Genomic DNA, 18,082 nt, shown 5'->3' with positions numbered 1-18,082 from the left:
CCCCGAAGGACTGGACTGTCGGGTCAGCGCAGGATGGGCGCCTTGGCCACCCCGCCCGCCATCTGCTCGCGAGAGATCGCCGCGGCGATCGCCGCCTGCGCCGCAACCTGGGCCTTCGCGGTGGCTTCGGCACGGCACCGCGCCGGCATCGCCCGGATGTCACGCGCGCCATCCACCGAACAGACCGACCGCACCGCGGTCCTGATGCGGGCATCCAGCGTCCGCTGCCCGGCCTCGGTCCGCAGGTCCAGGTCGCCATGCTCCACGGCGGCAACCCGGTGGGCGTCGTCATTGGCAAGCGCCGGCATCGCGGTCAGCGCCAGCACGGCGAGCGGCAGCAGCCGCTTGGCATGGAAAATCATCGACTGTCTCCGTCAAAAAGGGGTGCGACGCCTGCCGGATCGAGAGGGGGACAAGATGCCGACGTCGCCCCTCCGCTGTCGCACCGGCGGCGGCCGCCGTCGCGTGCCGTTCGACCGGCACGGCCCGCGCTTCGGCAAGCGGCCGTGATGGCCGACCAACCGGCAACATCGTTCGACGAATGGCCGCGCTTGTCCCGCGCCCTCCCCCCCGCTACAGCGCCGCCATGATCGCGCCGCCGGAAACCCGCATCGCCCACAGCCGCCGCGTCGCCTGCGATGGCGATGAAGGCGCGCTCGGCCACCCCCGGGTCTGGCTGGAGATCGGCGCGGCAGGCTATGTGGACTGCGGCTATTGCGACCGCCGCTTCGTCCTGGCCAATGATGCGCAAGACGATTCACACTGACAAAGCCGCCACCGCCCGCCTATATCGGCGGCATGACCAATCCCGACACGCTGCTCTACGACAGCCTCGATCCCGACGCCGCCCTCCGGCTGACCCGCAACGCCCTCACCGGCTGCGACGATGGCGAGCTGTTCCTGCAATATGCGGCGTCCGAAAGCTTCTCCTTCGATGACGGCCGATTGAAGGCCGCCACGTTCGACACCACGCGCGGCTTTGGCCTGCGCGGCGTCGTGGGGGAGACCACCGCCTACGCCCACGCCAATGACATTTCCGAATCCGCCATCCTGCGCGCCGCCGACACGCTCGGCGTCATCAAGGGCGGACCCACCAGCGCCAGCGCCACCCCGGCGCGCACCAACCAGCGGCTCTACACCGATGCCGACCCGCTGTCGGCCATCCCCTTCGCCCGCAAGGTCGCGCTGCTCCAGGCCATCGACGCCGCCGCCCGCGCCCGCGATCCCAAGGTCGCCCAGGTCTCCGCCAGCCTGCTCGGCACCTGGCACGTCGTCGAGATCATCCGCCCCGACGGCAGCCGCGCCCGCGACATCCGGCCGCTCGTGCGCCTCAACGTCGCCATCGTCGCGCAGTCCGGCGACCGCCGCGAACAGGGCTTCCACGGCCTCGGCGGCCGTTATCTCTACGACCGGCTGTTCGACGAAAGCGTCTGGCAGGCCGCCATCGACACCGCCCTGCAACAGGCCCTCGTCAACCTCGACAGCGTCGACGCCCCCGCCGGCGAGATGACCGTCGTCCTCGGCCCCGGCTGGCCCGGCATCCTGCTGCACGAAGCCGTCGGCCATGGCCTCGAAGGCGACTTCAACCGCAAGGGCACCAGCGCCTTCTCCGGCCGCGTCGGGCAGCAGGTCGCGGCGAAAGGCGTCACCGTGGTCGACGACGGCACGCTCCACGACCGCCGCGGCTCGCTCTCGATCGACGACGAAGGCACGCCCACCAGCTGCACGACGCTGATCGAGGACGGCATCCTCAAGGGCTATATGCAGGATCGCCTCAACGCCCGGCTGATGGGCGTCCCCGCCACCGGCAACGGCCGCCGCGAAAGTTTCGCCCACGCCCCGATGCCGCGCATGACCAACACCTTCATGCGCGCCGGCACCGACGACCCCGCCGAGATCCTGTCGCGCGTCAAGAACGGCATCTACGCCAAGAGCTTCGGCGGCGGCCAGGTGGACATCACCAGCGGCAAGTTCGTCTTCAGCTGCACCGAGGCGTACCGCGTCGAAAACGGCCGCCTCGGCGCGCCGCTCAAGGGCGCCACCCTCATCGGCAACGGGCCGGACGTGATGCACCGCATCACCGCCATCGGCCACGACCTGATGCTGGACGAAGGCGTCGGCACCTGCGGCAAGGGCGGCCAGAGCGTCCCCGCCGGCGTCGGCCAGCCCACATTGCTGATCGAAGGCTTGACCGTCGGCGGAACGGCCTAAATGTTGCTTTGCATCATACGTCCCATATGCTGGCAACCATGCCGAGGATTAGCGAAAGACATCCCAGCATGAGGATAGCCGAAAGAGATCCCGCTATGGTATCTACAGAAGGTCCCGTGGCAGCGCGGGTCAATAGCCAACCTGCTGCGCAAAGGACGAATGGGGTCGCCGTTACGCGATAGAAGAAGTCTGACACTTTCATTGGCCCCCCAATGCTCTTTTACCAGCGAATTCCCGATCTCCCTTAACACCCTTAATTTAAAATCCCGTAAGCAGCATGTCGAATGCACCGATGATGACGTCGCGATGATCCGCCAGCGATCCGACAGGTTGACGCAAAAGGCCGTCCGGCACCGACGCCGCCCACTCGGTCATGACCACGAAATTCTGTCCGTTCATCACAACAATCGGGTTGAGCCGCGTCTTAGCGCGATGTCCCGCCACGTCCACTTCCTGCACCGGCACCGTCAATCGAGACCGCAGACCCTCATGAAAATCTGACTGCACATCAACAACCATTGTGTCGGCATCTAATCGGAAGACATCGAACTGTGCCACTTCAGAACAGGCGATATTTTTCGAGCGGCAAACCATGCTTCTCAACCCAGGCGTTGGTCGCCTCGATCGCTGCTTGGTTCTCGCGCTTCCAAGCCGCCGCCTGCTCAGCTTTGACCGCGGAGGCGAGCGCCGCTTCACAGACACGCGACAGGTTCAGCCCAATGGACTTCGCCTCATCCACCAGGGACGACGTCAACGTGATGTTGACCGCGCGCCGTGTTTCGCCCAGATTTGCCATGATAGAGCCATAGCCCGCATCATTCATGCGTGTCAACCACGCGCATAAGGAACTCTCCCATGGCCGACTTCTCCGACCATATCGCCGAAAAGGACGCCGCCTTCCTCGCCCGCCAGCCCGTCTTCTTCGTCGCCACGGCCGCCGCCGACGCCCGCATCAACCTCAGCCCAAAAGGCATGGACAGCTTCCGCATCCTCTCCCCCACCCGCGTCGCCTATCTCGACTATGGCGGCTCCGGCAACGAGACCAACGCCCATCTCGCCGCCGACGGCCGCATCACGCTCATGTTCTGCGCCTTCGACCAGCCGGCGCTGATCTACCGCATCTACGGCCATGGCACGCCCGTCCTGCCGCAGGACGAGGGCTGGAGCGCCCTCGCCGCCCATTTCACCATCGAGCGTGGCGTGCGCCAGATCTTCGACATCGCTGTCCACTCCACCCAGGGCAGTTGCGGCTGGGGCGTGCCGAAGATGGCGCTCGTCGCCGAGCGCCAGACCCTGCGCAAGGCGCACGCGCAGGACGACCCCGCCGCCCGCCTGCGCAAATATGCCGAACGCCGCCTCAGCATCGACGGGCTGCCCGTCCGCTCCCCCACCGTCCTCCCCTACAGCTGATGGCGCTCGTCGAGCTCGAGACCCTCTATGATGTCGCCCTCGCCGAAATCATGCGGTCGGCGCTGGAGGCCGACGGCATCCCCGCCATGCTGTTCGAAAGCAACTTCGGCAGCCTGATCGGCGGCGGCTTTCCCGGCATCCGCCTGATGGTGCTGGAGGATGATGTGGCAGCAGCCCGCCGCGCCCTGGATTTGCCCGCTATTCAGGCATCGAACTGACTCTGCCGATATTTCAGGCAACGCCACAGGCGCCACACGGCGCCGCTCCCTGACAGGACGGCTTGGCACGCTTTGTGCACCGCACAATCGGCAAACATGGCATCTGCTTGGGGGAATGCCGAATGAAGTTGATCATCGCCGTCATCAAACCGTTCAAACTGGACGAGGTGCGCGACGCGCTTTCCGCCCTCGGCGTGCAGGGCATGACCGTATCCGAGGTGAAGGGCTTCGGCCGGCAGAAAGGCCAGACCGAAATCTACCGGGGCGCCGAATATACCACCAACATGGTGCCCAAGGTGAAGATCGAGATCGCCGCCGCCGACGAGCTGGCGCCGCGCGTCGTCGAAACCATCCAGCAGTCGGCGCACACCGGCGCCATCGGTGACGGCAAGATTTTCGTCCTCGATCTCGGCCAGGCGGTCCGCATCCGCACCGGCGAAACCAACGATACAGCTTTGTGAAGGGGGAGTTGGGAATGACCAACTGGAAGACCAGATTTGCCATCGGCGCGATGGGCGCGCTGATGCTCGCCGCACCGGCGCTCGCGCAGGATGCCGCGCCCGCCGTCGAAGCCACCGTCAACAAGGGCGACACCGCCTGGATGCTCGTCTCGACCGCGCTCGTCCTGATGATGTCCATCCCCGGCCTCGCGCTCTTCTACGGCGGCCTCGTCCGCACCAAGAACATGCTCAGCGTGCTCACCCAGGTGTTCATGATCGTCTCGGTCGTCGCGCTGCTCTGGGTCAGCTATGGCTACAGCCTCGCCTTCACCGGCGGCGGCGGGGACTTCTTCGGCACCTTCGCCAAGGCCGGCCTGATCGGCGTGGACGCCACCTCGGTCGTCGCCACCTTCTCCGAAAAGGTGATGATCCCCGAATATGTCTACATCGCCTTCCAGATGACCTTCGCCTGCATCACCGTGGCGCTGATCGTCGGCGCGTTCGCCGAACGCATCAAGTTCAGCAGCCTGATGATCTTCGCCGTCATCTGGGCCACCGTCGTCTATTTCCCCGTCGCCCACATGGTCTGGTATTGGGACGGTCCGGACGCCTTCGTCGCCGCGGCCAAACAGGGCGAAGCCGCCTACGCCGCCGCGCTCGCCAACGCCGGCCTGCTGTTCCAGTGGGGCGCGCTCGACTTTGCCGGCGGCACCGTCGTCCACATCAACGCCGGCATCGCCGGGCTGGTCGGCTGCCTCATCGTCGGCAAGCGCATCGGCTACGGCAAGGAGGCGATGCCGCCGCACAGCCTGGTGATGACCATGATCGGCGCCAGCCTGCTGTGGGTCGGCTGGTTCGGCTTCAACGCGGGCTCGAATCTCGAGGCGAACGGCGTCACCGGCGTCGCCTTCCTCAACACCTTCGTCGCCACCGCCGCCGCGGCCGTCAGCTGGGTGATCGTCGAACAGCTTGCAAAGGGCAAACCCAGCCTGCTCGGCGGCGTCACCGGCGCCGTCGCCGGCCTCGTCGCCATCACGCCCGCCAGCGGTTTCGCCGGCCCGATGGGCGCCATCGTCCTCGGCCTCATCGTCTCGCCCATTTGCTTCTTCTTCTGCTCCACCATCAAGAACAAGCTCGGTTACGACGACAGCCTCGACGTCTTCGGCGTCCACGGCATCGGCGGCATCGTCGGCGCGCTGGCCACCGGCATCCTGGTGGATCCGGCGCTGGGCGGCCAGGGCATCGCCGATTATCTGGCGCAGCCCGGCACCATCCAGTTCACCTACCCTGGTGCTGCAACGCAGTTGATGGTGCAGCTGAAAGCCGTGCTGTTCGTCGTCGCCTGGAGCGGCATCGGCTCGGCCCTCATCTTCTACGCGCTCAAACTCACCCTGGGTCTCCGCCCGACGGTGGACGCCGAACGCGAAGGCCTCGATGTCACCGAACATGGCGAAAGGGCCTACAACTACTGATTTCGGGGGCCGGACACCCGGCACCCACAACGCTTCCTCCCCAAGGAAACAACCTGGCCCCGGTGGCAACACCGGGGCCATTTTTTGCCGCGATTTTCTGCTTGCGTCGTGTCAGCTTTTCCGCGACGAAACCGCCGTCACTTTGTTTCACCGGAGACATACATGCCCGTCCGTGCCGCGTTCGCCCTGCCCCTGATGCTGCTCGCGGCACCGCTCAGCGCGCAAACCACCGCGCCAGCAGCGGTGGCTGCGGCGCCCGCCCCGGCGCCCGCTGCCGAAGTGGTCACCAACGACACGGTCATCAAGCTGCTCGGCGCCGGCCTCGGCGAAGCCGCTGTCATCGCCAAGATCCGCAGCGGCAACACCAGTTTCGACCTCTCCACCGACAAGCTGATCGAGCTGAAGAGCAAGGGGGTGCCCAACGCCGTCATCGCCGCCATGCTCGACCCGAAACCCACGGTGGCCGCCGCCCCGCAGGAACTGTCGCTCGATTCCCCAGACCCGCTGGTGCGCAAATTCCCCGGCGTCTATGTGCTGAACGCGCAGCCGAACGACGGCAAGATGACCCGCCTGCAACCCACCTCGTCCAGCCAGGCCCGCACCAGCGGCCTGCTGGGCTATGCCTTCACGCTCGGCCTCGCGCCGATGGACATCCAAGCGGCGATCAACGGCCCGCAAGCCCGCGTCCGCGTCGCCAGCCGCCGCCCGACTTTCTATTTCTATTTCGATGAATCGGTGCCCCGCGCGCTGCAAGGTGCCGGCAACAGCCTGTGGGCCAGCGGCGTGGGCGGCCTCACCAGCTCGCCCGACGAACTCAGCCTGGTGAAATTCGCCGAGAAGAAGGACCGCCGGGAGGCCCGCTTCGGCACCGTCAACATCGGCGGCGCCAAGACCGGCGTGATGGACAAGGACCGCATCCCCTTCCAGTCCGACATGATCGCCCCCGGCCTCTACAAGGTTACCCCCAACACCGACCTCGGCCCCGGTGAATATGGCTTCGTCCAGGCCACCGGCGGCACCGGCGCGCTGGCCGGCGGCGGCGCATCGGCCGCCCGCGTCTTCGATTTCGGCATCGCGCCCTAACGCCAGTCCTCGATCTCCAGGTCGGGCACATCGGCAAAATCGTCCGGATTGACCGTCGCCAGCGGCACCTCGTTGGCGACGGCGGTCGCCGCGATCAACCGGTCCAGCAACTTCCGCCGCGAAAACCCCGCCACCGCCAGAATCCGCGCATAAACCGCCGCCTCCGCCACCGTGAACGGCAATACCGTCACGCCGCGCAGCAGCACCGCCAACCGCATCGCCCGCCGCTCGTCCGCATCCTTCCGATGCAACCCGGCCGCCAGTTCAACCTGCGTGATGATCGATATCCGCGGATCGCTGCTGCGCTCACGCAACCGCTGCCGCGTCGGCTCATGCTGGTCGCGCAGATTGATCGCAACGCCGGTGTCCAGCAGGATCAATCGAACAACCCCGGGCGGTCGGGATATTCGAACGGCTCGCGCGCCTGAATCCCGTCCGGCGATGGCCCGATCCGCGCCAGTGCGTCCAGCATCTCGGTCACGCTCAGCCGATCCGGAAGGGTCGGCGTCACGATCAACCGCACCCCCTTCCGCTCGATCTCAACCTCCGTGCCGATCCCGAACGCCAGCTCGCGCGGCACCCGGATCGCCTCGCTGTTCCCGCTCTTGAACGTCCGTGTTTTCACCGTCGCCATGGCCATGACCTCACCCTGCGGATATACAAGTCTATCCGGCCCTGTTCAAGCAGCCCTGCTCTTGTCCCGGCTTGAATTCTGTCCGCTTTCGATACATTCCGAAGCACAGCCTTGGCTTTTGATCAAAATCTGGACCGGCCGTTGAGCAGTCCAGACCAGCCCGCTCCAAAGACCTTGCGGATATCGGGCGGTGAAATCCCGCCCAATATCCCGAGTCAGTCCAAGCCTTTTCATCACCGCTTGAGAACGGTGATTGTCCGCCGCTGTATAGGAAAAGATCTGATCGACTGTCAGGACCGTCCAGGCATGCTCAAGCGCCTGCCTCGCACTTTCTGTCGCAAAGCCCGAACCCCACGCCCGGCGCCGAAACCGCCACCCGATTTCATAGTGCGGGCCCAGCGGATGATCGGTTTCACCCGCCTTCATGACCCCCGCGTAGCCCAGGAAATTCCCGCTCGCATCAACAACAGCCCAGCGCGACACACCATGGGACCGCCAGGCGTCCCGGTATCGATCGAATTTCCTGTCGCTGTCCGCGCGGCTAAAGGGCCCGCCCAAATCGGCCATGACCTCCGGATCGCTCTGCATGTCGGCAAACGGCTGCCGATGCACGTCCGACCATCGCTGCAACATGAACATCCTTCGCCCTCCCCGGCCACCGCTTTCGATCGCCGCTGCAAAACAACCGAGCACCTGCCCCTACCGCCGGCAGATGTCCAAGGTAAGCCACGGCCACAACCTTGACTCCTCGCCCGCCACACGGCATGGGCAGTCCGCTTCAAACAGCGCGTCTGAATGAAGCATCCACGGATGCACGCCGGTCAGCGAAGGTTCGCTCACCGGCGGTTTTCGCGTTGAGGTGAGTGTGAAGCGATTGATGGCCCATGTTTGACACATTGTCCGAACGCCTCGGCGGCGTCTTTGAAAAGCTGCGCGGCCGCGGCGCCCTCAACGAACTCGAAGTCCGCGCCGCCATGCGCGAAGTCCGTGTCGCCCTGCTCGAAGCCGATGTCGCCCTGCCCGTCGCCAAGGCCTTCACCGACATCGCCACCGAACGCGCCATCGGTGCCGAGGTGCTGCGCTCGGTCACGCCCGGCCAGCAGGTCGTCAAGATCGTCAACGACACGCTGGTCGAAATCCTGGGCGGCGACGCCGCCGACCTCAACATCGACATCACGCCGCCGGCCGTCATCATGATGGTCGGCCTGCAGGGCTCGGGCAAGACCACCAGCACCGCCAAGCTCGCCAGGCACCTCGCCGACAAGCGCCGCAAGAAGGTGCTGATGGCGTCGCTCGACGTCAACCGACCGGCCGCGCAGGACCAGCTCCGCATCCTCGGCGAACAGCTGTCGATCGCCACCCTCCCCGTCATCCCCGGCCAGTTGCCCACCGACATCGCGAAGCGCGCCCTCCAGGCCGCGAAGCTCCAGGGCTTCGACGTGCTGATGCTCGACACCGCCGGCCGCCTCCACGTCGATACCGCGCTGATGGCCGAAATGAAGGCGGTCGGCGCCGCCAGCAGCCCGGCCGAAACCCTGCTCGTCGTCGATGCCCTCACCGGCCAGGACGCCGTCAACGTCGCCGAGAATTTCAGCCGCGAGGTGCCGCTCACCGGCGTCATCCTCACCCGCATGGACGGCGACGCCCGCGGCGGCGCCGCGCTTTCCATGCGCCATGTCACCGGCAAACCGATCAAGTTCATCGGCACCGGCGAAAAACTCGACGCCATCGAACCCTTCCACCCGGAACGCACCGCCGGCCGCATCCTCGGCATGGGCGACGTCGTCAGCCTGGTGGAGCGCGCCGCCGAAAGCTTCGATGCCGACCAGGCGGAAAAGATGGCCGCGCGCATGGCCAAGGGCGCGTTCGACATGAACGACCTCAGGCAGCAGTTCCAGCAGATGAAGAAGATGGGCGGCCTCGGCGCGCTCGCCGGCATGCTGCCCGGCATGGGAAAGGCGCAGGCGCAGATGGACAAGGCCGGCGTCAACGAAAAGACCCTCGCCCGCATGGAGGCCCTCATCCTGTCGATGACCCCGAAAGAGCGCGCCAAGCCCGATCTGATCAACGCCAAGCGCCGCATCCGCATCGCGAAGGGCGCCGGCCAGACCGTGCAGGATGTCAACAAGCTGCTGAAGATGCACCAGGAAATGGAAGGCGCGATGAAGCGCCTGAAAAAGATGGGCGGCCTCGGCGCGATTGCCAAGATGATGGGCGGCGGCGGCGATCCGTCGGCCATGATGGGAAAAATGCTGCCCCCCGGCCTCGGAAGCCCGGGCGGCGGTTTCAGGTTCAAACGTTAGAAGAGGAAAAGACCATGGCACTTTCAATTCGTCTCGCCCGCGGTGGCGCCAAGAAGCGGCCCTATTACCGCATCGTCGTCGCCGACAGCCGCTCACCGCGGGACGGCCGCTTCATCGACAAGCTCGGCACCTACAACCCGCTGCTGCCCAAGGATTCGGCCGAGCGCATCACCCTCGACGCCGAGCGCGCGAAGGAATGGCTGGTCAAGGGCGCGCAACCGACCGACCGCGTTGCCCGCTTCCTCGATGCCGCCGGCATCCGCCCCCGCGCCGCCCGCCAGAACCCCACCAAGGGCCAGCCGGGCGAAAAGGCCAAGGAACGCACCGAACTGAAGGCGCAGAAGGAAGCCGAGGCCGCCGAAGCGGCTGCCGAAGCCGCCGCCGCGCCGGCGGAAGCCGCCCCGGCCGAAGACGCCACCGAAGCGTGAACGACCGGCCGGTCACGCTCGCCGCCGTCGCCGGCGCGCATGGCGTGACCGGCGAGGTCCGGCTGAAACTCTTCACCGCCGACCCCGACGGGCTGAAAAACCTGTCCGGCCTGGCGCTGAACGGCCAGCCGGTCACGCTGAAAAGCCTGCGCCCCGGCCCCCAGGGCGCCGTCGCCCGCTTCGCCGAGCTCGGCAGCCGCGAAGCGGCGGAATCCGCGCGCGGCACCCTCCTCACCGCCCCCCGCAGCGCCCTGCCGCCGCTGGCGGAGGGCGAATATTACTGGCACGACCTCATCGGCCTGCCCGTCGTCACCCCGGATGGCACCCCCGCCGGCAGCGTTGTGGCGGTCGAAAACTACGGCGCCAGCGACCTGCTCGACATCGAAAAACCCGATGGAAAGCGCGTCCTCGTCCCCCTCATCCCCGCCGCCGTCCCCGCCCTCACCGCCCCCCTCATCATTGACACCCCCTACCTCGCCTGAGTATATACGCCCTGTCATCACAGGACCCCGTCATGCCCCGCACCACCCGCATCTTCAAATCCGGCAACAGCATGGCCGTGCGCCTGCCCGCCGATTACCCCGTCACCGTCGGCCAGCAGGTCAGTGTCCGCGAGGAAATGGGCCGCTTCATCGTCGAACCCGTACGCCAGAAGATCGACCTCACCGGTATCGCGGGCGCCATCCCCTGGCTCAAACCGCTGACACCTGAAGAGCGGATGTTCGAAGAGCGTGAACTCGATTGGGACATGAAATATGCGGGCAAACCGCGTGACTGACAGGCTGATTCTGCTCGATTCCAACATCTGTATCTACATATTGCAGAATGCCAGCGGCCCCGAAGTCGCCCAACTCAGCAACCGCAACAAGGAAGATGTTGCTGTATCCGTGATCAGTTACGCCGAAGTCATGCTGGGTCTGACACGCGCTCCCAGCGACCAACTGTGGGCCGCAGAGCAGTTGTTCATGCGCGCCGGTGTCAGAAACTTCACCAGCGAAGCCGCGCACATCTATGCCACCCTCCCTTTCCGCCGAAACTCCTTCGACCGCCTGATCGCCGCCCACGCGCTGTCCTTGGGCGCCGCCATCGCCACCAACAATCCGCGCGACTTCGCCGACATCCCCGGTCTCGTCACCGAAGACTGGACCATCTGGCCCGCATGACCTGGCGCGCCCAACCCATCACCCTCTACCCGGAGATGTTCCCCGGCCCGCTCGGCCACAGCCTCGCCGGCCGCGCGCTTGCCGACAAGATCTGGTCGCTCACCCCCCTGCAGCTCCGCGATTTCGCCACAGACCGCCACCGCAGCGTCGATGACACGCCGGCGGGCGGCGGCGCCGGCATGGTCCTGCGCGTCGATGTCCTCGCCGCCGCCATCGACGCCGCACGGCGCCGGCACCCGGCGCTCCCCGTCATCGCCCTCACCCCCCGCGGCCCCCGCCTCACCCAGGCCCGCGTCCGCGCGCTCGCCGCCGGCCCCGGCGTCACTCTCCTCTGCGGCCGCTTCGAAGGTTTTGATGAGCGCATCTTCCCCGGCCGCGACGTCGAGCCCTTGTGTATCGGCGATTACATCCTCTCCGGCGGCGAACCCGCGGCCCTTGTCCTTCTCGACGCTTGCATTCGCCTGCTTCCCGGCGTAATGGGCGCGGCCCTCAGTGGGGTCGAGGAAAGCTTCGAAAGCGGCCTTCTCGAAGCCCCCCACTATACCCGACCAGTCAGCTGGGAGGGGCGCGATATTCCGGACGTGCTGCGTTCCGGCGATCATGCGCGGATCGAGGAATGGCGACGCACCCGTGCGCTCGCCGATACCTCGCTATGGCGGCCCGACCTGGTCCGCCCTCTGGCACGCGGCACCATCGCCCCCAAGAGGGCAGAGGAGAAATGACATGAACATCATCCAGACGATTGAAGCCGAACAGATCGCCAAACTCACGCAAAAACGCGCCGTGCCGCTGTTCCGCGCCGGCGACACGCTGAAGGTCGGCGTCAAGGTGGTCGAAGGCGACCGCACCCGCGTCCAGACCTTCGAAGGCGTCTGCATCGCCCGCTCGAACCGCGGCATCAACAGCAACTTCACCGTGCGCAAGATCAGCTTCGGCGAAGGCGTGGAGCGCGTCTTCCCGCTCTATTCGCCGATCGTCGAGAGCATCGACGTCGTGCGTCGCGGGGTCGTGCGTCGTGCCAAGCTCTATTATCTGCGCGGCCGCAGCGGCAAATCCGCCCGCATCGTCGAACTGCGCGACAAGCGGACGGATTCCACCGCTGCATAAGCGTTTCACCGGTGAAACCGCTCACCGGCGCCATTGAAAGTGGCGTGCACCGCTTCGCGGTGCGCGTCTATTTCGAGGACACGGACTTCTCCGGCGTCGTCTATCACGCCAACTACCTGCGCTACATGGAACGGGCGCGCAGCGACCTGCTGCGCGTCGCCGGCATCGACCAGCGCGAAGCCCACGCCAGCGGCACCGGCGTCTATGCCATCCGCGACCTCTCCATCGACTATCTCAGCCCGGCGCGCCTCGAAGACGACCTGCTCATCGAAACCCGCGTCACCGCGCTGGGTGCCGCCACCGTCAGCATGGTGCAGGCCATTTCCCGCGACGGCCGGCTGCTGACCGACGCCACCATCCGCGCCGCTTTCCTCACGCCGGACGGCCGCCCAAGACGCCAGCCAGCCGACTGGATGGCCGGCTTCCGCCGGCTGATGATACAACCATAATCGCATCATTGTTCCACGTGGAACATCCAATCTGGTTCCACGTGGAACATTCTCCCACAGGTCGCCGTTCCACATTCCATTGCGCATCCCTGATTCAGCCCCGATACAGGAACCGCAGGCCACGCCACGGCGCCTGATCCCGGAGACCGCATGGACGCCCTCGCCCTGACCGCAGCCACCGACATGAGCCCCTGGGCGCTGTTCCTGCAGGCGGACTGGGTGGTGAAGGCCGTCATGATCGGGCTGCTGCTGGCCAGCGTCTGGAGCTGGGCAATCATCATCGAACGCACCCGCCGGCTGTCCGCGCTGGACAAGGCCGTCCGCGCCTTCGAAACCCGCTTCTGGAAGGCCGAATCGCTCGACGACCTCTCCGGCGACAAGGGCAAGCACCCCGCCGGCGACCTGTTCGCCGCCGGCATGGACGAATGGCAGGCGTCGACCAAACGCACCGGCCTGGCCGACCGCGAAGGCGTGCGCGCGCGTCTCGCCGGCGTCATGCAGGCCAGCATCGACCGCGCCATCTCCGACCTCTCCGACCGGCTCAACATCCTCGCCACCATCGGCAGCGTCGCTCCTTTTGTGGGCCTGTTCGGCACCGTCTGGGGCATCATGCGCAGCTTCATCGCCATCGGCGCCACCCAGAACACCAGCCTCGCCGTCGTCGCGCCGGGCATTGCCGAGGCGCTGTTCGCCACCGCCATCGGGCTGTTCGCCGCCATTCCCGCGGTCATCGGCTACAACCGCCTGCTGCACCGCATCGACCGGCTGGAAGACCGGCTGACCGCCTTCAGCGCCGCCTTCCACGCCATGCTCAGCCGCGAGCTGGACGGCGACCGCTGATGGCAACAGGGGGTCTTGGGGGCGTCGCCCGGCGTGGCAAACGGCGGCGCGCGCCGATGGCCGAGATCAACGTCACGCCGATGGTCGATGTCATGCTGGTGCTGCTCATCATCTTCATGGTCGCCGCCCCGCTGCTCGTCACCGGCGTGCCCGTCGACCTTCCCAAAACCGCCGCCAAGAGCCTGAACGCGGACAGCAAGCCGATCAGCATCAGCGTCGACCGCCAGGGCGCCATCTTCATCGACCAGCAGCCGCAATCCGCCGCCCAACTCCCCGCGAAGCTCGCCGCGCTGCGCGCTGCCCGCAGCGACGACGCCCGCGTCTTCGTCCGCGCCGACACCGCCGTCCCCTATGGCCAGGTCGCCACCGTCCTCGCCCAGGTCACCGGCGCCGGCTTCACCAAAGTCGCGCTGGTCAACCAGCCGCTCGCCGCGCCATGACCGAGGGCCGCGCGCTGCTGCTTGCCGGCATCGGCCACATCGCGCTGTTCGCGGCGCTGTCGCTCGCCGTCATCAGCCAGAAACCGCTGCTCGCCAGCTTCGCCGAAACGACGCCGGTCGAAGTCGTCACCATCGCCGACACGCCCAGCGTCACCGAAACCCCCAAACCCTCGATGGCCGCCGCCCCGCAGGAGACGGTCGAAGCCGCTGCCCCGCCCACCGAGGCAGCACCCACCGACACCAGCGCGCAGGATGCCATCGCCCCCGAACCCGTAAAACCCGCCAAACCCACGCCACCCGCGCCCAAACCGCTGGACACCAGCAGCCTCGCCAATCTCATCGACAAGGCCCTGCCCAAGGCCGCCGTCAAACCGCGCGACACCTCCGCCTTTGCCAAATCCATCGAAAGCGCGATTCCCAAGGGCGCCAGGCTCGACGCCCGCGCCACCGCCAGCCTGGAACAGGCGATCCGCACCCAGATCGCGCCCTGCTGGAACCCGCCCATCGGCGGCGCCGACGTGCGCGGCATGACCGCGGTGCTGCGCATCCGCCTGAACCGCGATGGCAGCGTGATGGCCGCGCCCGAATTCGTCAGCCAGACCGGCGCGACCGCCGCCAACGCCGCCTACGCCCGCGCCTTCGTCGAAACTGCCCGCCGCGCCGTGCTGCGCTGCGCGCCGCTGCAACTTCCCGCCGACATGTTCGCTTACTGGCGGGAGTTCGAACTCAATTTCGATCCGAGCCTGATGACATGAGGGACCCGATGCGCCTGCTCCTCACCCTTTTGCTGGTCGCCGCCACGCCGGCACTCGCCACGCTGCGCGTCGACATCAACAGCGGCCAGCAGGCGCCAATGCCCATCGCCGTCCCCGCCTTCCCCAGCGCCGTGCCCACCGCCACGCCCGCCGGGGACACCGCCGCATTGGGCGCCCAGGTCGCCGCCATCATCCGCGCCAACCTCGCCGGCTCCGGCCTGTTCAAACCCATCGATCCCGCCGCCTTCACCACCACCGTCACCCCGGCGCAGGTCACCGCCCCCAGCTTCCTCAACTGGCGAACCGTCGCCGCGCAGGCGCTGGTCAGCGGCTTCGTCACTGCCAACCCGGACGGCACGCTGACGGTCGGCTGCTACCTCTATGACGTGTTTTCGGAGGAAGAACTGGCCCGCCAGGGCTTCACCGTCACGCCGGCCGGCTGGCGGCGCGCGGCCCACAAATGCAGCGACCTCGTCTATTCGCGCCTCACCGGCGAGAATGGCTATTTCGACAGCCGCATCGTCTATGTCAGCGAGGAAGGCCCCAAGACCAAACGCATCAAGCGCCTCGCCATCATGGACCAGGACGGCGCCAACCACCGTTTCCTGACCAGCGGCGCCAGCCTGGTCCTGACGCCGCGCTTCGCGCCGAACCAGCAGACCATCACCTACATGTCCTTCGCCAACAACCGGCCGCGCGTCTGGCTCTACAATGTCGGCAGCGGCCGTCAGGAAGCGGTCGGCGACTTCGCCAGCATGAGCTTCGCGCCGCGCTTCTCGCCGGACGGCGGCACGCTCTATTTCAGCGTCACCAGCAGCGGCAACGCCGACATCCTGGCCTATGACATCGCCAGCCGCGCCACCCGCCGCCTGACCGGCAGCAGCGCCATCGATACCAGCCCCAGCCCCAGCCCGGACGGCAAGCGCATCGTGTTCGAAAGCGACCGCGGCGGCACGCAACAGCTCTATGTCATGAACGCCGACGGCAGCGGGCAGCAGCGCATCAGTTTCGGCGAGGGCCGCGCCGCCTCGCCGGTCTGGTCGCCGCGCGGCGACCTCATCGCCTTCACCCGAATTGTTGCCGGCAAGTTCCGCATCGCCGTCATCCGCCCCGATGGCAGCGGCGAACGGCTGCTCACCGATGCCTGGCAGGATGAAAATCCCACCTGGGCGCCCAACGGTCGGGTGATCCTGTTCAGCCGAACCGTGCAAGGGTCAGGACGGGTGCAGTTGCGCAGCGTCGATTTGACGGGTGTGAATGACCGACGAATTGCCACACCGCGCGACGGGAGCGATCCCGCCTGGTCGCCGTTGTTGCCATGACGTGCCACGAAACGGATAATGGGCCGCGAAGGAGCAAGATGATGCGCAAGACCACGCTCACCCTCATCACCCTCACCAGTCTGCTTGCGCTCGCCGCCTGCGGGCGCAAGGCCGCCGACCTGCCCCCGCCGCCGCCGCAGGCCGCGCCCGCCACCCCGCCCGCCGCCGAACCCGGCCCGGCGCCCGCCACCCCGGCGGTCGGCACCACCGCCGTCCCCGGCAGCAGCGCCGATTTCGTCGCGCAATCCGGCAGCGACCGCGTGCTGTTCGCCACCGACAGCTATGAGCTGGACGAGGACGCCCGCCAAACGCTCGGCAAGCAGGCCACCTGGCTGACGCAGTACAGCGGCGTCAAGGTCAGCATCGAGGGGCATGCCGACGAACGCGGCACCCGCGAGTATAACCTCGCGCTCGGCGAACGCCGCGCCAACGCCGCCAAGAATTTCCTCGCGGCGAACGGCGTCGATGCGTCGCGCATGTCGGTCATCTCCTATGGCAAGGAGCGCCCGGTGGCCGAAGGCAGCGACGAAGCCGCCTGGGCACAGAACCGCCGCGCGGTGACGGTCATCATCTCGGGTGCGGCGGGATAGGTCGCTTCCCTATAGTCCCATCACGCGGTAAAGCGGGCGGGCAAGCAGAAGCGAGGTCCCATGTCCGTTCGTCCGTGGCGCGATATCGCCCGCCGCAAATCACGCCAGATCATGGTCGGCAAGGTGCCCGTCGGCGGCGACGCGGCCGTAACCGTGCAGACCATGACCAACACCCCGACCGAGGACGCGGTCGCCACCATCAACCAGATCCGCGCCTGCGAGGAAGTCGGCGCCGACATCATCCGCGTCTCCTGCCCCACGGTCGAGGCCACCCAGGGCTTCAGGCTGATCGCCAAGGCCGCGCGCGTGCCGCTCGTCGCCGACATCCACTTTCACTACAAACGCGCGCTGGAAGCCGCCGACGCCGGCGCCGCCTGCCTGCGCATCAACCCCGGCAACATCGGCAGCGACGAGCGCATCCGCGAAGTCGTCCGCGCCGCCAAGGCCAATGGCTGCTCGATCCGCATCGGCGTCAACGCCGGCAGCCTGGAAAAGCACCTGCTCGAAAAATATGGCGAACCCTGTCCCGAGGCGCTGGTCGAAAGCGCGCTCGAACATGCCAGGCTGCTCGAGGACAATGATTTCCACGAGTTCAAGATTTCGGTGAAGGCGTCGGACGTGTTCCTCGCGGTCGCGGCCTATTCCGAACTCGCGGCCCGCACCGATTATCCGCTCCACCTCGGCATCACCGAGGCCGGCGGCCTGATCGGCGGCACCGTCAAAAGCTCCATCGGTCTTGGCATGCTGCTGTGGAGCGGCGTCGGCGACACCATCCGCGTCTCGCTCTCCGCCGACCCGGTGGAGGAAGTGAAGGTCGGCTACCACATCCTGAAGTCGCTCGGCATCCGCGCCCGCGGCGTCAAGGTCATCAGCTGCCCCAGCTGCGCCCGGCAGGGCTTCGACGTGGTGCGCACCGTGGAAACGCTGGAAACCCGCCTCGCCCACATCACCACGCCGCTGTCGCTCTCCGTGCTCGGCTGTGTCGTCAACGGCCCCGGCGAAGCGCGCGAGACCGACATCGGCCTGACCGGCGGCGGCAACGGCCGCCACATGGTCTATCTCTCCGGCGTCACCGACCACCAGATTTCCTCAGAGGCGATGGTCGACCACATCGTCGCCCTGGTCGAGAAAAAGGCGGCCGAAATCGACGCCGCCAATGCAGAGGCGGCGCTTCAGGCCGCGGAGTGACCTCCCCTCCCCTTTAGGGGAGGAGACGG

The 18,082-nt window shown here is 67.0% G+C and carries 27 protein-coding genes; 21 read left to right on the top strand and 6 right to left on the bottom strand.

Annotation, left to right across the window (positions count from 1 at the left end; translation table 11 throughout):
* Window positions 1-23 precede the first annotated feature (23 nt).
* Window positions 24-362, bottom strand: a complete 339-nt coding sequence (locus H3309_RS03135; protein ID WP_182297333.1) for a UrcA family protein — start codon at window positions 360-362, stop codon at window positions 24-26.
* A gap of 224 nt (window positions 363-586) precedes the next feature.
* On the opposite strand from H3309_RS03135, the gene H3309_RS03130 reads away from it, so the two are divergent.
* The gene (locus H3309_RS03130; protein WP_207791554.1) at window positions 587-766 is read left to right on the top strand and encodes a zinc-finger domain-containing protein; all 180 of its coding nucleotides are present in this window, start codon (window positions 587-589) and stop codon (window positions 764-766) included.
* 32 nt (window positions 767-798) lie between these two features.
* Window positions 799-2,211, top strand: a complete 1,413-nt coding sequence (tldD, locus tag H3309_RS03125) for a metalloprotease TldD (protein WP_182297331.1) — start codon at window positions 799-801, stop codon at window positions 2,209-2,211.
* 258 nt (window positions 2,212-2,469) lie between these two features.
* Here tldD and H3309_RS03120 read toward each other — a convergent pair whose 3' ends face one another.
* Together H3309_RS03120 and H3309_RS03115 are read right to left on the bottom strand one after the other, a co-directional pair.
* Window positions 2,470-2,769 carry a CcdB family protein gene (locus H3309_RS03120; RefSeq protein ID WP_182297330.1) on the bottom strand — a complete coding sequence of 100 codons (300 nt, stop codon included), beginning with the start codon at window positions 2,767-2,769 and terminating at the stop codon, window positions 2,470-2,472.
* 1 nt (window position 2,770) lies between these two features.
* On the bottom strand, window positions 2,771-3,007 hold the full coding sequence (locus H3309_RS03115) for a type II toxin-antitoxin system CcdA family antitoxin (protein ID WP_182297329.1): 237 nt from the start codon (window positions 3,005-3,007) through the stop codon (window positions 2,771-2,773).
* A 59-nt stretch (window positions 3,008-3,066) separates the two neighbouring features.
* Between H3309_RS03115 and H3309_RS03110 the strand changes: the two genes are divergently transcribed.
* The 5 genes from H3309_RS03110 to H3309_RS03090 all read left to right on the top strand — a co-directional run bounded on the left by H3309_RS03110 (window position 3,067) and on the right by H3309_RS03090 (window position 6,834).
* Window positions 3,067-3,621, top strand: a complete 555-nt coding sequence (locus H3309_RS03110) for a pyridoxamine 5'-phosphate oxidase family protein (RefSeq protein ID WP_182297328.1) — start codon at window positions 3,067-3,069, stop codon at window positions 3,619-3,621.
* Window positions 3,621-3,839: a putative signal transducing protein gene (locus H3309_RS03105; RefSeq protein WP_182297327.1), complete on the top strand. Its 219-nt coding sequence runs from the start codon at window positions 3,621-3,623 to the stop codon at window positions 3,837-3,839. The genes H3309_RS03110 and H3309_RS03105 overlap by 1 nt, the downstream gene beginning before the upstream one ends.
* Before the next feature lie 122 nt (window positions 3,840-3,961).
* Window positions 3,962-4,300: a P-II family nitrogen regulator gene (locus H3309_RS03100; protein WP_182297326.1), complete on the top strand. Its 339-nt coding sequence runs from the start codon at window positions 3,962-3,964 to the stop codon at window positions 4,298-4,300.
* Window positions 4,301-4,314: 14 nt separating this feature from the next.
* A complete protein-coding gene (locus H3309_RS03095; RefSeq protein WP_182297325.1) occupies window positions 4,315-5,751 on the top strand; it encodes an ammonium transporter in 1,437 nt (478 codons plus the stop codon).
* Window positions 5,752-5,913: 162 nt separating this feature from the next.
* Window positions 5,914-6,834, top strand: a complete 921-nt coding sequence (locus H3309_RS03090) for a hypothetical protein (RefSeq protein WP_182297324.1) — start codon at window positions 5,914-5,916, stop codon at window positions 6,832-6,834.
* Here H3309_RS03090 and H3309_RS03085 read toward each other — a convergent pair.
* From H3309_RS03085 to H3309_RS03075, 3 genes are read right to left on the bottom strand one after another with little or no spacing between them, the layout of a single operon-like run.
* Window positions 6,831-7,214, bottom strand: coding sequence for a PIN domain-containing protein (locus H3309_RS03085; RefSeq protein WP_182297323.1), 384 nt, complete (start codon window positions 7,212-7,214; stop codon window positions 6,831-6,833). The genes H3309_RS03090 and H3309_RS03085 overlap by 4 nt on opposite strands.
* A complete protein-coding gene (locus tag H3309_RS03080; protein ID WP_207791553.1) occupies window positions 7,211-7,474 on the bottom strand; it encodes an antitoxin in 264 nt (87 codons plus the stop codon). The genes H3309_RS03085 and H3309_RS03080 overlap by 4 nt, the downstream gene beginning before the upstream one ends.
* 39 nt (window positions 7,475-7,513) lie before the next feature.
* The gene (locus H3309_RS03075; RefSeq protein ID WP_182297322.1) at window positions 7,514-8,107 is read right to left on the bottom strand and encodes a GNAT family N-acetyltransferase; all 594 of its coding nucleotides are present in this window, start codon (window positions 8,105-8,107) and stop codon (window positions 7,514-7,516) included.
* A gap of 245 nt (window positions 8,108-8,352) precedes the next feature.
* Between H3309_RS03075 and ffh the strand changes: the two genes are divergently transcribed.
* From ffh to ispG, 14 genes are all read left to right on the top strand, one after another.
* On the top strand, window positions 8,353-9,771 hold the full coding sequence (gene ffh, locus H3309_RS03070) for a signal recognition particle protein (protein ID WP_182297321.1): 1,419 nt from the start codon (window positions 8,353-8,355) through the stop codon (window positions 9,769-9,771).
* A 14-nt stretch (window positions 9,772-9,785) separates the two neighbouring features.
* The gene (gene rpsP / locus H3309_RS03065; protein WP_182297320.1) at window positions 9,786-10,199 is read left to right on the top strand and encodes a 30S ribosomal protein S16; all 414 of its coding nucleotides are present in this window, start codon (window positions 9,786-9,788) and stop codon (window positions 10,197-10,199) included.
* The gene (gene rimM / locus H3309_RS03060; RefSeq protein WP_182297319.1) at window positions 10,196-10,681 is read left to right on the top strand and encodes a ribosome maturation factor RimM; all 486 of its coding nucleotides are present in this window, start codon (window positions 10,196-10,198) and stop codon (window positions 10,679-10,681) included. Before rpsP ends, rimM begins: the two co-directional genes overlap by 4 nt.
* 32 nt (window positions 10,682-10,713) lie before the next feature.
* Entirely contained in the window at window positions 10,714-10,977 is a 264-nt protein-coding gene (locus tag H3309_RS03055) for an AbrB/MazE/SpoVT family DNA-binding domain-containing protein (protein WP_182297318.1), read from the top strand.
* Complete coding sequence (locus H3309_RS03050) at window positions 10,970-11,362, top strand: type II toxin-antitoxin system VapC family toxin (RefSeq protein ID WP_182297317.1); 393 nt, start codon at window positions 10,970-10,972, stop codon at window positions 11,360-11,362. Before H3309_RS03055 ends, H3309_RS03050 begins: the two co-directional genes overlap by 8 nt.
* Window positions 11,359-12,084 (top strand): tRNA (guanosine(37)-N1)-methyltransferase TrmD, encoded by a 726-nt coding sequence (gene trmD / locus H3309_RS03045; protein WP_182297316.1) that lies wholly within the window; start codon window positions 11,359-11,361, stop codon window positions 12,082-12,084. The genes H3309_RS03050 and trmD overlap by 4 nt, the downstream gene beginning before the upstream one ends.
* Before the next feature lies 1 nt (window position 12,085).
* Window positions 12,086-12,469 carry a 50S ribosomal protein L19 gene (gene rplS, locus H3309_RS03040; RefSeq protein ID WP_182297315.1) on the top strand — a complete coding sequence of 128 codons (384 nt, stop codon included), beginning with the start codon at window positions 12,086-12,088 and terminating at the stop codon, window positions 12,467-12,469.
* An 11-nt stretch (window positions 12,470-12,480) separates the two neighbouring features.
* On the top strand, window positions 12,481-12,918 hold the full coding sequence (locus tag H3309_RS03035) for a YbgC/FadM family acyl-CoA thioesterase (RefSeq protein WP_243453820.1): 438 nt from the start codon (window positions 12,481-12,483) through the stop codon (window positions 12,916-12,918).
* A 150-nt stretch (window positions 12,919-13,068) separates the two neighbouring features.
* Entirely contained in the window at window positions 13,069-13,758 is a 690-nt protein-coding gene (gene tolQ, locus H3309_RS03030; RefSeq protein WP_182297314.1) for a protein TolQ, read from the top strand.
* Window positions 13,759-13,814: 56 nt separating this feature from the next.
* The gene (tolR, locus tag H3309_RS03025) at window positions 13,815-14,198 is read left to right on the top strand and encodes a protein TolR (RefSeq protein WP_182297313.1); all 384 of its coding nucleotides are present in this window, start codon (window positions 13,815-13,817) and stop codon (window positions 14,196-14,198) included.
* Entirely contained in the window at window positions 14,195-14,953 is a 759-nt protein-coding gene (locus H3309_RS03020; RefSeq protein WP_182297312.1) for a TonB C-terminal domain-containing protein, read from the top strand. The genes tolR and H3309_RS03020 overlap by 4 nt, the downstream gene beginning before the upstream one ends.
* Before the next feature lie 8 nt (window positions 14,954-14,961).
* On the top strand, window positions 14,962-16,275 hold the full coding sequence (gene tolB, locus H3309_RS03015; protein WP_243453819.1) for a Tol-Pal system beta propeller repeat protein TolB: 1,314 nt from the start codon (window positions 14,962-14,964) through the stop codon (window positions 16,273-16,275).
* 41 nt (window positions 16,276-16,316) lie between these two features.
* Complete coding sequence (gene pal / locus H3309_RS03010) at window positions 16,317-16,865, top strand: peptidoglycan-associated lipoprotein Pal (protein ID WP_182298451.1); 549 nt, start codon at window positions 16,317-16,319, stop codon at window positions 16,863-16,865.
* A gap of 60 nt (window positions 16,866-16,925) precedes the next feature.
* Window positions 16,926-18,053, top strand: coding sequence for a flavodoxin-dependent (E)-4-hydroxy-3-methylbut-2-enyl-diphosphate synthase (gene ispG / locus H3309_RS03005; RefSeq protein WP_182297310.1), 1,128 nt, complete (start codon window positions 16,926-16,928; stop codon window positions 18,051-18,053).
* The last annotated feature ends 29 nt before the right edge of the window (window positions 18,054-18,082 follow it).

The organism is Sandaracinobacteroides saxicola, from assembly GCF_014117445.1.
GTDB lineage: Bacteria > Pseudomonadota > Alphaproteobacteria > Sphingomonadales > Sphingomonadaceae > Sandaracinobacteroides_A > Sandaracinobacteroides_A saxicola.
Note: the sequence above shows the minus strand (reverse complement) of the source record. Positions and strands in the feature narration are given on the sequence as shown.